Annotated in this window: 12 protein-coding genes; 3 read left to right on the top strand and 9 right to left on the bottom strand. The window is 73.0% G+C overall.

The window, feature by feature from the left end:
- Positions 1–253: 253 nt before the first annotated feature.
- From ACWEQL_RS37450 to ACWEQL_RS37440, 3 genes are all read right to left on the bottom strand, one after another.
- On the bottom strand, positions 254–1,054 hold the full coding sequence (locus ACWEQL_RS37450; protein ID WP_452155217.1) for a DUF3710 domain-containing protein: 801 nt from the start codon (positions 1,052–1,054) through the stop codon (positions 254–256).
- Positions 1,055–1,123: 69 nt separating this feature from the next.
- Positions 1,124–1,591, bottom strand: coding sequence for a dUTP diphosphatase (dut, locus tag ACWEQL_RS37445; protein ID WP_452155215.1), 468 nt, complete (start codon positions 1,589–1,591; stop codon positions 1,124–1,126).
- Positions 1,588–2,190: a PaaI family thioesterase gene (locus ACWEQL_RS37440; protein WP_452155221.1), complete on the bottom strand. Its 603-nt coding sequence runs from the start codon at positions 2,188–2,190 to the stop codon at positions 1,588–1,590. Before ACWEQL_RS37440 ends, dut begins: the two co-directional genes overlap by 4 nt.
- A gap of 133 nt (positions 2,191–2,323) precedes the next feature.
- Here ACWEQL_RS37440 and ACWEQL_RS37435 point away from each other — a divergent pair, with 133 nt between their 5' ends.
- Positions 2,324–2,773, top strand: coding sequence for a DUF3093 domain-containing protein (locus ACWEQL_RS37435; RefSeq protein ID WP_452155213.1), 450 nt, complete (start codon positions 2,324–2,326; stop codon positions 2,771–2,773).
- A gap of 294 nt (positions 2,774–3,067) precedes the next feature.
- Here ACWEQL_RS37435 and ACWEQL_RS37430 read toward each other — a convergent pair whose 3' ends face one another.
- The 4 genes from ACWEQL_RS37430 to ACWEQL_RS37415 form a co-directional block, all read right to left on the bottom strand.
- Complete coding sequence (locus tag ACWEQL_RS37430; protein WP_452155211.1) at positions 3,068–3,367, bottom strand: DUF4193 domain-containing protein; 300 nt, start codon at positions 3,365–3,367, stop codon at positions 3,068–3,070.
- A gap of 575 nt (positions 3,368–3,942) precedes the next feature.
- A complete protein-coding gene (locus ACWEQL_RS37425) occupies positions 3,943–4,926 on the bottom strand; it encodes an acyl-ACP desaturase (protein ID WP_452155209.1) in 984 nt (327 codons plus the stop codon).
- A gap of 304 nt (positions 4,927–5,230) precedes the next feature.
- Positions 5,231–6,535, bottom strand: a complete 1,305-nt coding sequence (locus ACWEQL_RS37420; protein ID WP_452155207.1) for a sensor histidine kinase — start codon at positions 6,533–6,535, stop codon at positions 5,231–5,233.
- Between the two features lie 95 nt (positions 6,536–6,630).
- Positions 6,631–7,284, bottom strand: coding sequence for a response regulator transcription factor (locus ACWEQL_RS37415; protein ID WP_238863910.1), 654 nt, complete (start codon positions 7,282–7,284; stop codon positions 6,631–6,633).
- 500 nt (positions 7,285–7,784) lie between these two features.
- On the opposite strand from ACWEQL_RS37415, the gene ACWEQL_RS37410 reads away from it, so the two are divergent.
- Positions 7,785–7,970, top strand: a complete 186-nt coding sequence (locus tag ACWEQL_RS37410) for a hypothetical protein (RefSeq protein ID WP_452155205.1) — start codon at positions 7,785–7,787, stop codon at positions 7,968–7,970.
- 183 nt (positions 7,971–8,153) lie between these two features.
- On the opposite strand, the gene ACWEQL_RS37405 is transcribed toward ACWEQL_RS37410, so the two are convergent.
- Positions 8,154–8,957 carry an inositol monophosphatase family protein gene (locus tag ACWEQL_RS37405; RefSeq protein WP_452155219.1) on the bottom strand — a complete coding sequence of 268 codons (804 nt, stop codon included), beginning with the start codon at positions 8,955–8,957 and terminating at the stop codon, positions 8,154–8,156.
- 93 nt (positions 8,958–9,050) lie between these two features.
- The gene (locus ACWEQL_RS37400) at positions 9,051–10,208 is read right to left on the bottom strand and encodes a ferrochelatase (RefSeq protein WP_452155203.1); all 1,158 of its coding nucleotides are present in this window, start codon (positions 10,206–10,208) and stop codon (positions 9,051–9,053) included.
- A gap of 130 nt (positions 10,209–10,338) precedes the next feature.
- Between ACWEQL_RS37400 and ACWEQL_RS37395 the strand changes: the two genes are divergently transcribed.
- Positions 10,339–10,957, top strand: a 619-nt coding sequence (locus tag ACWEQL_RS37395) for an MFS transporter (RefSeq protein ID WP_452155201.1), incomplete at its 3' end; no start/stop codon positions are given.

Here is a 10,957-nt window from a genome sequence, read left to right as displayed (position 1 = left end):
CGCTGTTGAGTTCTCAAGGAACGGACACTTCCTTCGGACCGCCTTCCAGCGGGCCCTCCGGGCGCTTCGTTCTTTCGTGTTCCCAGCTTATCAGAAGTTTTTCACCCCGTTTTCCGGAGTTTCATTCATCCGACTTGCTTTCGGCCGCCCCTCTCGCGGCGACTCCGGAACTGTACGGGTTTGGAGCCGCCACAAGCAAATCGCCCCCGCCCGGGGTCCCGGGCAGGGGCGAAGGGCCTGTTCAGGCGGACGCTCAGCGGACCTCGGTGATCTCCGGGCCACGGGCGAACGGGTCGAGCGCGGTGCCGCCGAAGCGGCTGTCGCCCTCGCCGGCGGCAGCTGCCCCGCCACCGTCGGCGACCATCTGGGCGTCCTCGGGGAGCTTCAGCACGATCGGGTCGCGGGGGGCCATCGGGCTCTCGCCGCGGACGACGACGGTCTGCTGGAAGACCTGCTCCAGGATGCCGGCCATCTCGGGCTGCACGGCGGCCTGGCCCGAGATCACGCCGCGGAGGAACCAGCGCGGTCCGTCGCAGCCGACGAAGCGCACCATCTGGACACCCTGGGTGCCGTCCGGCAGCTGTACGGGGACCTGGGCGCGCAGGTGCCAGCCCAGCTCGCCCTCCTCCTCCTCGATGAGGCCGCCCTGGGAGGTGATGCCGTTGGCGATCTCCTCGCGGACCTCGCTCCAGATGCCCTCCGACTTCGGGGCGGCGAAGGCCTGGAGCTGGATGGCGCTGTTGCCGAGGACCAGCGTGGCGGCGACGATCGCGTCACCCGCCACCTCGACGCGCAGCTCCATGCCCTCGACACCGGGGACCAGCAGGCCCCCGAGGTCAACGCGGCCCTCCTCGGGCTTCTCCAGCTCGGAGTAGTCCCACGGACCGTCCGGACGCGGGGCCGGCGGCAGGCCGACGCGGTCGGCCGGGTCCAGCTCGGTCACGTTCTCGCTCTCGGCGGAACCTTCGACGTCATCGGCCGTCTCGTCGGCGCTGATGGCGTCGTCGGCGAGCTGCTCGACAGCGTCCTCGCTCTTGTGGCGACGACGGAACACGGTCACTGTCCTTCCCGGTCCAAGACCGATGCGAATACCTGCTCGGCTTCCTGCGAGTTCGCGGGCAGCCTAGACCGCTGCATGGCCGCCGGTCGACCCGAACCCGCCCTCGGCACGTGCCGACCCGGGAAGCTCGGCCACCTCGTGGAAGCGGGCCTTCTCGACCTGCTGGATCACCAGCTGGGCGATCCGGTCCCCTCGCCGGAAGCTGACCGCCTCGCGCGGGTCCAGATTGACGACGATCACCTTGATCTCTCCACGGTACCCGGCGTCGACCGTCCCCGGGGCGTTCACCAGCGCAACTCCGCAACGAGCTGCCAGTCCGGAGCGGGGGTGGACGAAGGCCGCGTAGCCGTCCGGCAGGGCGATGGCGACGCCGGTGGGCAGGATCGCGCGCTCTCCGGGGGCCAGCTCGGCGTCGACGGTGGTCCGCAGGTCGGCGCCGGCGTCGCCGGGCTGCGCGTACGCGGGCAGCGGCAGCTCGGCGTCGATGCGCCTGATCAGGACGTCCACCGGCGGACGGGGGGTGTGGCTCAAGGGTTCACCTCAAAGGCTCTGGCGCGCTTCATCAGGTCCTGGTCGTCGAGGACCCTCTCGATGTCCTCGGCACGACCGTGCTTGGTGAAGTGTTCCAGCTTCACCTGGACGAAGAGCGCCGTCGCCCGGATCGCCACCGGTCCGTCGGGGCCGCCGATCCGGCCCTCGGCGGCACTGTAGATCTTGCGGCCGTGCACCCCGGTGATCCACGCCCGCAGGTGCAGTACCGCGTCCACCGGCACCGGGCGCAGGAAGTCGGTCTCCAGCCGGCCGGTCACCGCGGGGGCGTGCAGCAGCCAGTTGAGGCTGCCGAGGGTCTCGTCCATGGCCGCGGTGAGCAGACCGCCGTGGGCCAGTCCGGGGCCGCCCTGGTGGTGGTCCCGGACGGTGAACTCGGCGGTGACGTCGAGCCCCTCGCCGGCCACGGCGTCGATCCGCAGGCCGCCGGGGTGCCCGGGGCCGCAGCCGAAGCAGTGCTCGTAGTGCGAGCCGAGCCGGGTGCCGGGCGCGGGTGCCTGCGGGGCGCGCGGCGGCAGGGAGGCGTCCGGCGGCGGCGTGGTCGGCGTCGGCGGGAGGGGCGCGGCGGCGGGCGCCGGCAGGGGCGGGGTGGCAATCGAACCGGTCACGCCACCCAACCCTACCGACGGGTAGCTCCGCTGGTAAGGGAGAAATCGGCGGCCGGGGCCGGGTGCGGTGCCGGGGCACGGCGTAACGGCGCCCACAATGGAGGGCATGTACGACGAACGCCTCACCGTGCCGCGCCTCTGGTGGCTGCTCCCCGTCGCGACCGGACTCACGCTCGCCATGATCCTGCTGCGTCTCAGCGCGGTGGGCGCGCTGGTCGGGCTGGTGGTCGGCATCGCGGCCGGCGCCGCCGCGATCAGCAGCTACGGCTCCGCCCGGATCCGGGTGGTCCAGGGCTCCCTGGTGGCCGGGCAGGCCCGCATCCCGGTCGAGGCGCTGGGAACGGCGCACGCGCTCGGCCCGGCCGACGCGGTGGCCTGGCGCGGGGTGAAGGCCGACCCGCGTGCCTTCATGCTGCTGCGCAGCTACGTGCCGACCGCGCTGCGGGTGGAGGTCACCGACCCGACCGACCCGACGCCGTACCTCTATCTGTCGACCCGCTCGCCGATGCGGCTGGCGGAGGCGCTGGACGAGGCCCGCAAGGGCGCCCGCGCCTGAGCCAGGCCCCGGCGGCGCGCCCGTGGGCCCCGCCGGGCCACGACCCGCCCGGCGGTGCCCCACGGGAGCCGGCACGGGTCCGGAGAAACCCGGCACGGCCCGGAGAAACGGAGAGGGACGGTTCCGCACTGCGGAACCGTCCCTCGGTCACTCCGTACTGCCCTGACTCCGTACGGCAGGTGCGGCCCCCGTGAAGGCCGCGGTAACTGCCTCCGGCCCCGCTGCCCGGGGCCGGAAGGGGCGGGGTGCCGGTTTCGCGACTGCCGCTGAACCCGGACCATGGCCGCGGGCTGCTCAGGCGCCGCAGTCCCGGCAGATCGGGTTGCCGTTCTTCTCGCTGTAGAGCTGGCTGCGGTGGTGCACCAGGAAGCAGCTCATGCACGTGAACTCGTCGGCCTGGCGCGGCAGCACCCGGACGGACAGCTCCTCGTTCGAGAGGTCGGCACCGGGCAGCTCCAGGCCCTCGTTGGCGTCGAACTCGTCGACGTCGACGGAGCTGGTGGTCTTCTCGTTCCGCCGGGCCTTCAGTTCTTCGATGCTGTCCTCGTTGAGGTCGTCATCGGTCTTGCGTGGGGTGTCGTAGTCGGTTGCCATTGTTCGCTCTCCCCCTCCGGGTTTGTGCGGTGTGTGCGGTATCTCCAGCGCACGTAACGCATGGGGGGTCGGTCTTGTGCCCGACCCGAGGGCGAGATTTTGCCTTACTTCAAGCCCTGTTACTCAATCGACACTCAGCCGGGGGTCCGTTGGGGTGATCGGATCGGGCTCCGGACGCCTCACGCTGGGCCATCGCCGGGCCGCCGCGCCATCCTGCGGGTGACCACCCACAGTGACCGGGTGCCGCTCGGCCTCCCGCCGATTCCCTTGCCCACCAGGGGCGGTCGCCAATCCATCGGAGGGGACCCCGTCGCGGATCCGGTCACGGACGGCGACGGGTGTGACCCCCGACATGATCACCCTCCGAGATCGGGCGGACCCGCGCAGCGACACGGTGTGAGCTTCGTCACGTTCCGAATCTTCCAGGGCAAAACACGGAAAATCCACCCAACCGGAACGGCCGGATCCCACCCGGGACCCGGCCGATCGTCCGTGCGCCCCCGGTCGCCGCGACCCGCCCGGGCGGTCGCCCGGGCGGTCCGGTCGCACGACCGGGCCCGCGCCTGCCGGACGCGCTACTGGGCCGCCACGCGGGCGGCGCGGCGGGCCAGCTGGGCCGCCTGGCGCTCCTCGAACTTGCGCGCCTGCCCGTCCAGGCCCTCCAGGAACACGCCGAGCTCGTCCTGGGCCATCAGGCCGTCCGGGCCGAGGCCGGAGATCTCCATGACCTTGAGGTGGCGCAGCACCGGCTGGAGCACGTCGTCGTGGTGGATGCGCAGGTTGTAGACGCCGCCGATGGCGATCTGGGCGGCGGCCCGCTCGAAGCCGGGGATGCCGTGACCGGGCATCCGGAAGTCGGTGACCACGTCGGCGATGGCGCGCATGGCCTGGTCCGGGGCGATCTCCAGGGCGGCCTTGAGCAGGTTCCGGTAGAAGACCATGTGCAGGTTCTCGTCGTTGGCGATCTTCGCCAGCAGCTGGTCGCAGAGCGGGTCGCCGGCGTAGTGGCCGGTGTTGCGGTGCGAGATGCGGGTGGCGAGCTCCTGGAAGGCCACGTACGCGACCGAGTGCAGCATGCTGTGCGCGTTGTCCGACTCGAAGCCCTCGGACATGTGGCTCATCCGGGCCCGCTCCAGCTCCACCGGGTCGACGGCCCGGGTGGCGAGCAGGAAGTCGCGGATCGCTATGCCGTGGCGGCCCTCCTCGGCGGTCCAGCGGTGCACCCAGGTGCCCCAGGCGCCCTCGCGGCCGAACATGGTGGCGATCTCGTGGTGGTAGCTGGGGAGGTTGTCCTCGGTCAGCAGGTTGACCACCAGCGAGACCCGGCCGAGCGGGGTGACCTTGGACTGCTCCAGGGACCACGCCTCGCCGCCGAGCACGCCGTCGAAGTCGCGGCCCTGGCTCCACGGCACGAACTCGTGCGGCATCCACTCCTTGGCGATCTTCAGGTGCCGGTTGAGCTCCTTCTCCACGACCTCTTCGAGGGCCAGGATCAGCCGCGTGTCGGTCCAGGCGCTCGAACCGATCGAGGCGGTGCGCTGCACGGGGGCGATGGTCACGAGTCTTGCTCCTGGGGGACGGCACGCGCGGGACGGGCGCGTTGGGCGGACACGGGGCCGGGGACGGGTACGGCTGACCCGGCGGCCGGAGCGGGGACGGGCGTACGGAACGCCCGCTCTCCACCCAGCTTACGGTGGCGTAGGTTACGACACCGTAAGTTGCCCGGACCGGAAAAGACAAGCCGCCCCCGCCAGGGCTTATGTCGTTCTGACAGGCCTGGCGGGGGCGGCTCGGTTCGGTCGGCGCACGGAACGCGGGTGGTCCGGAGGGCGTACCGGGGCCCCTGCGGCCCCGGGGGCGGGATCAGGCTCCCGGGATGCGCACCCGCATCGTGAGGCCGCCGCCGGGACGCGGAGCGGCCTCGATGGTGCCGCCGTGCGCCCGGGTCACCGAGCGGACGATGGAGAGCCCGAGTCCGACGCCCTTGTCGCTGCGGGTGCGGTCGGCGCCCTTCACCCGGCGGAACGGCTCGAAGATGTGCTCCAGCTCATAACCGGGCACCACCGGGCCGGTGTTGGAGACCACCAGCTCCCCGCCGCCGCCGGCAACCTCGGCGGTGGTGATCTCCACCCACCCGCCGGCGACGTTGTAGCGCACGGCGTTCTGCAGCAGGTTGAGCGCGATGCGTTCGAGCAGCACGCCGTTGCCGGCGACCATCACCGGGTTCAGTTCCGAGCGCAGCTCGACCTCGCGCTTGCCGGCCTCCGCGCGGGTCTGCTCCAGGGCCCGGCCGGCCACCTCGGAGAGCTCCACCGGCCGCCGGTCGGTCAGCTCGTTCTCGGACCGGGCGAGCAGCAGCAGGCCCTCGACCAGCTGCTCGCTGCGCTCGTTGGTGGCGAGCAGGGTCCTGCCGAGCTGCTGGAGGTCGGGCGAGGTGCTCGGGTCGGAGAGCTGGACCTCCAGCAGGGTGCGGTTGATCGCCAACGGGGTGCGCAACTCGTGCGAGGCATTGGCGACGAAGCGCCGCTGGGAGTCGAAGGAGCGGTGCAGCCGGTCGAGCATGTCGTCGAAGGTGTCGGCGAGCTCCTTGAGCTCGTCGTCCGGGCCGTCCAGCTCGATCCGCCGGTGCAGGTCGGAGGAGGCCACCTCGCGGGCGGTGCGGGTGATCTGGCCGAGCGGGCGCAGCACCCGGCCGGCCATCGTGTAGCCGGCCACGAAGGCGATCACGGCGAGGCAGACCAGCACCGTCAGCGACTTGCGCAGCAGGATGTCCAGCGCGCGGTTGGCCTGGTTCGTCTGGTAGACGTCCAGCCACTGGTTGAAGGTCTCGGTCGTCGCCGGCTTGCCGTCGGGCGTGTAGAGCACCACGCCGGGGCCGAGGGTGAGGTTCGGCAGCGACTCGTCGTGGAAGGCCTGCCGGACGAAGAAGTACATCAGCAGCAGCAGCACCACGCCGGCCATCAGGAACATGCCGCCGTAGAGCAGCGTGAGCCGCATGCGGATGGTGGGGCGGAACGGCAGCCAGGCGAGCATGCCGTCGCCGGGGACGTACGTGGCCTGCGGGCCGTGGGGCGGGACCGGCGGCTCGGCGGGCTTGGGCGGCGGCACGGCGCGCGGGCCTCCGGCGGGCGCGCCGGAGGCCCCGCCGGCCGGGGGCGGGGTGGTCATGATCGTCCTCTCGGGCGTCCGCCGGGGCGGGCGCGTGGTGGGTGGGGGTCCGTCGGGCCTGTCTCCCGTCGGGCCGTCTCCCGTCGGGGTCCGGGTCAGATCCGGTAGCCGGAGCCGGGGACGGTGACGATCACCGGCGGGTCGCCGAGCTTGCGGCGCAGCGTCATCACGGTGACCCGAACGACGTTGGTGAACGGGTCGGTGTGCTCGTCCCAGGCCTTCTCCAGGAGCTGTTCGGCGGAGACGACGGCTCCGCCGGCCCGCATCAGGACCTCCAGGACGGCGAACTCCTTGGGGGCGAGCTGGACGGTCCGTCCGTCACGGATGACCTCGCGGCGGCCGGGGTCCAGGGAGATCCCGGCCCGCTCCAGGACCGGGGGCAGCGGGACGGTCGCCCGGCGGCCCAGCGCCCTTACCCGGGCGACGAGTTCGCTGAAGGCGAACGGCTTCGGCAGATAGTCGTCGGCGCCGATCTCCAGGCCCTCGACCCGGTCGCTGATGTCGCCGGAGGCGGTCAGCATGATCACCCGGGTGGCCAGGCCCTGGTCGACCACGCTGCGGCACACGTCGTCACCGTGGACCAGCGGCAGGTCGCGGTCGAGGACCACCACGTCGTAGTCGTTGACCGCGATGCGCTGGAGCGCGGCCTCCCCGTCGTACACCACGTCGACGGCCATCGCCTCGCGGCGCAGGCCGGTGGCGACGGCCTCGGCGAGCAGCTGCTCGTCCTCGACGACGAGTACCCGCACGGTGGTTGTCCCTTCTCCCAGGCCGGCCCCGGAAGCGGACGCGCGGCTCCGACGGTGCCTCCATCCTGCCTGGTCCTGCGGTAAAGCAGCGATAAGCTGCCTCCGGGGCACGGGCCGGATTCCGGTGCGGCCCGCCCGGCCGGCCGTGCGCGGCCCGCCGGTCGCCCGTCCACCGCACGGTCCGTACGCATGTTCGTACGAGAATCAGTCCGGTTGGACTGTGACACGGGCAACTTTCTCGCGCCGGGAGGTTTCCCCGCCCCGGGGGCGGGGAGGACAGGTGCACACCCGCGATCTGGCTCCTCGGCCGGTCGCACCCACCCGCCGTGCGTTCATCCGCGCCGGCCCAGGGGCTGGGACGTCATCGGGAGCGGCCGCAGGCCGTCTCCACGCCCGACCGGAGATCCATGGCCTACCCGGTCGGGGCGCTTCCGCTGACCGCCGCGCCGCTGGCCCGGGGACGCACGAACGTGCACGTCCGACACAGTAAGGGGGCCCGTATGGACGCCTTCACCGCCGGAATCCTGCAGCGCATCGCCAATGCCGAGCAGGACCTGCACCGCGCGCTCGAAGCCGGGGACGAGTTCCTGGCCGAGGTGGAACAGTCCGAGCTGGACGATCTCCGTCGGCTCGCGGCCGAGCACGGTGTGGACACCGTGCTGGAGCGCCACCGCACCGCCGCCTGACCCTGCCCGACCCGACGCCGGTCCCTCCGGCACCAGCGGCCCTTCGGGGGCCGTGCGAGACCAAGGCCCTGGCATCCCCCGTAATGCCAGGGCTCTTCGCTGCCCGGGAGCAGCCGCTCCACAGAGGCCGGGAACGCCGCGGGCGCACTCCGGATGCCGTCCGGAGCGCGCCCGCGGGCGTGCCTACTCCCAGGCGCGCAGCTGCGCCAGCCGCTCCAGCAGCGGTCCGTGGACGCCCGGCGCGGCGGCCACCGTGAGCTCGCCGTCCGGGCCGTGCCCCGGGCGGCCGCCGACCACGGCGCCGGCCTCGGCGGCGATCAGGCAACCGGCCGCGCGGTCCCAGGGCGCGAGGCCGCGCTCGTAGTACCCGTCCAGCCGGCCGGCCGCCACGTCGCACAGGTCGACGGCGGCCGCGCCGCCGCGCCGGATGTCCCGCACCTGCGGCATCAGCGCCAGCAGCACCTCGGCCTGGCGGATCCGCACCGCCTGCACGTAGTTGAAGCCGGTGCCGATCAGCGCCTGGCCCCACGGCGGGGCCGGCCGGGCGGCCAGCGGGCGGCCGTCCAGCAGGGCGCCGCGGCCCAGCACCGCCTGGAACAGCTCGCCGCGGGCGGGCGCGTACACCACGCCGACCACCGCCCGGCCGTCCACCTCGGCGGCCACGCTGACCGCCCAGGAGGGCAGCCCGTAGAGGTAGTTGACGGTGCCGTCGAGCGGGTCGACCACCCAGCGCACCCCGCTGGTGCCGGGGCGGTCCGCGCCCTCCTCGCCGAGGTAGCCGTCCCGGGGACGGCGGGTGGTGATCAGTTCCAGGACCAGCTTCTCGGAGGCGAGGTCCATCTCGGTGACCACGTCGACCGGGCTGCTCTTGGTGCCGGCCACGCCCAGGTCGGCCGGCCGGCCGTCGCGCAGCAGCGCCCCGGCCTGCCGGGCGGCGTCCAGGGCGACGTCCAGCAGTTCGTCCAGCAGGGCGTCGTCGGGTCGCACGTCGGGTCGTACGTCGGACCGCGGGCGGTCGGGCTGCGGACTGTCGAGCGGTTCGGGCCTGGGGCCGGACACGGGGATCTCCTCGGGAGGGGTTCAGCGCTCGGCGGCGGCCGGGCGCGGGCTGCGCGGGTTGGGGCAGCAGGCGACGGCGCACACGTCGTGGCTGGGGCCGAGCCGTCCCGCGGCGCAGCGGGTGACCGCCTCGCCGCGCTCGGTGGCGGCCCGCTCCAGGACCAGTTCGCGCACGGCGGCGGTGAAGCGGGGGTCCGCGCCGACGGTGGCGGCGCGGGCGGCGGGCAAGCCGAGTTCGGCGGCCTTGGCCAGGGCCTCGGTGTCGAGGTCGTACTTGACCTCCATGTGGTCCGAGACGAAGCCGATCGGGACCATCACCACGGCGGCGGCGCCGTCGGCGTGCTCGGCCTCCAGGTGGTCGCAGACGTCGGGCTCCAGCCACGGGATGTGCGGGGCGCCGCTGCGGGACTGGTAGACCAGCTCCCACGGGCGGTCGGCGACGCCGGTGCGCCCGGCGACGGCGTCCGCGATCTGCCGGGCCACGTCCAGGTGCTGGGCGACGTACGCGCCGCCGGGGCGGCCGCGGGCCGGGTCGTCCGGGGCTCCGGAGGTCTCGGCCATGCTCTCGGGGATGGAGTGGGTGGTGAAGGCGAGCCGGGCCCGGTCGCGGACCTCCGCGGGCAGCGTCTCCAGGGCGGCCACGGCGGCGTCGGTCATCGGCCCGACGAAACCGGGGTGGTTGTAGAAGTGCCGCAGCTTGTCGACCCGCAGTTCGGGCAGCCCCTCCTCGGCGAGGACGGCGAGCGCGTCTGCCAGGTTCTCGCGGTACTGGCGGCAGCCGGAGTAGCCGGCGTACGCGCTGGTGGCGAGGACGGCGACGCGGCGGTGCCCGTCGGCGGCGATCTCGCGCAGGGTGTCGACCAGGTACGGCGCCCAGTTGCGGTTGCCCCAGTACACCGGCAGGTCCAGGCCGTGCTCGGCGAAGTCCTTGCGCAGCGCGGCGAGCAGTTCCCGGTTCTGCTCGTTGATCGGGCTCACCCCGCCGAACAGGAAGTAGTGCCGGCCCACCTCCTTCAGCCGCTCCTTGGGGATCCCGCGGCCCCGGGTGACGTTCTCCAGGAAAGGCACGACGTCCTCCGGGGCCTCCGGCCCGCCGAAGGAGAGCAGCAGCAGCGCGTCGTACGGGGCGGCGGCCGTCGCAGCGGCGCCGGAGGGCGAGGGATTGCGCACGTCGGACATGGGACCGATCCTGCCATTGAGGGGCCGGACGGCGTCGCCGGGGCGACGCGGGGTGTCCGGAAATTACCGTTTGCCAAGGTACGTAAGCTGTCTTGATCAGCCTTGTTCCTTACTTCCACGGAGCTCCCCCGTGCTGTCCAGCTACCGCCAGATCTTCGCCGCCCCCGGCACGCTGGCCTTCTCCTCCGCCGGCTTCATAGCCCGGCTGCCGATCTCCATGACCGGCATCGGCATCGTGACCATGCTCTCCCAGCTGAGGGGGTCCTACGGGCTGGCGGGCGCGGTGTCCGCCGCGCTGGCGATCGCCGCCGGCGTGCTGGGCCCCGGGGTCTCCTGGCTCATCGACCGGTACGGGCAGCGCCGGGTGGCCCTCCCCGCGGCGGCGTTCACCCTGGCCTCCGCCGCCGGGCTGCTGCTCTGCGCCCACTTCGACGCACCGTCCTGGACGCTGTTCGTGTTCGCCGTCGGCATGGGCGCGATGCCCAGCGCCGGCGCCATGGTCCGGGCCCGCTGGGCCCACCTGTACCGCGACGAGCCGCCCAAGCTGCACACCGCCTACTCCTTCGAGGCGGTGGTCGACGAGTTCTGCTTCATCGTCGGCCCGATCCTCGCCCTCGGCCTGGCCACCACCGTGTTCCCGGAGTCCGGGGTGCTGGCCGCCGGCGTCGCGCTCGCCGTCGGCATCGTCCTGTTCACCGCCCAGCGCCGCACCGAGCCCCCGGTCCACCCGGACGCGGCCCGCGACGGTG

The organism is Kitasatospora sp. NPDC004240, from assembly GCF_053603215.1.
The sequence above is the reverse complement of the archived record's forward strand: the minus strand, read 5'-3'. Positions and strand labels throughout refer to the sequence as shown.

What these genes read in the sequence shown, in the direction of transcription:
- ACWEQL_RS37410 (WP_452155205.1), top strand. Translation starts at nt 7,785, where the DNA reads ATGGACGCCTTCACCGCCGGAATCCTGCAGCGCATCGCCAATGCCGAG.
- ACWEQL_RS37400 (WP_452155203.1), bottom strand. Translation starts at nt 10,208, where the DNA reads ATGTCCGACGTGCGCAATCCCTCGCCCTCCGGCGCCGCTGCGACGGCC.
- ACWEQL_RS37435 (WP_452155213.1), top strand. Translation starts at nt 2,324, where the DNA reads ATGTACGACGAACGCCTCACCGTGCCGCGCCTCTGGTGGCTGCTCCCC.
- ACWEQL_RS37420 (WP_452155207.1), bottom strand. Translation starts at nt 6,535, where the DNA reads ATGACCACCCCGCCCCCGGCCGGCGGGGCCTCCGGCGCGCCCGCCGGA.
- ACWEQL_RS37430 (WP_452155211.1), bottom strand. Translation starts at nt 3,367, where the DNA reads ATGGCAACCGACTACGACACCCCACGCAAGACCGATGACGACCTCAAC.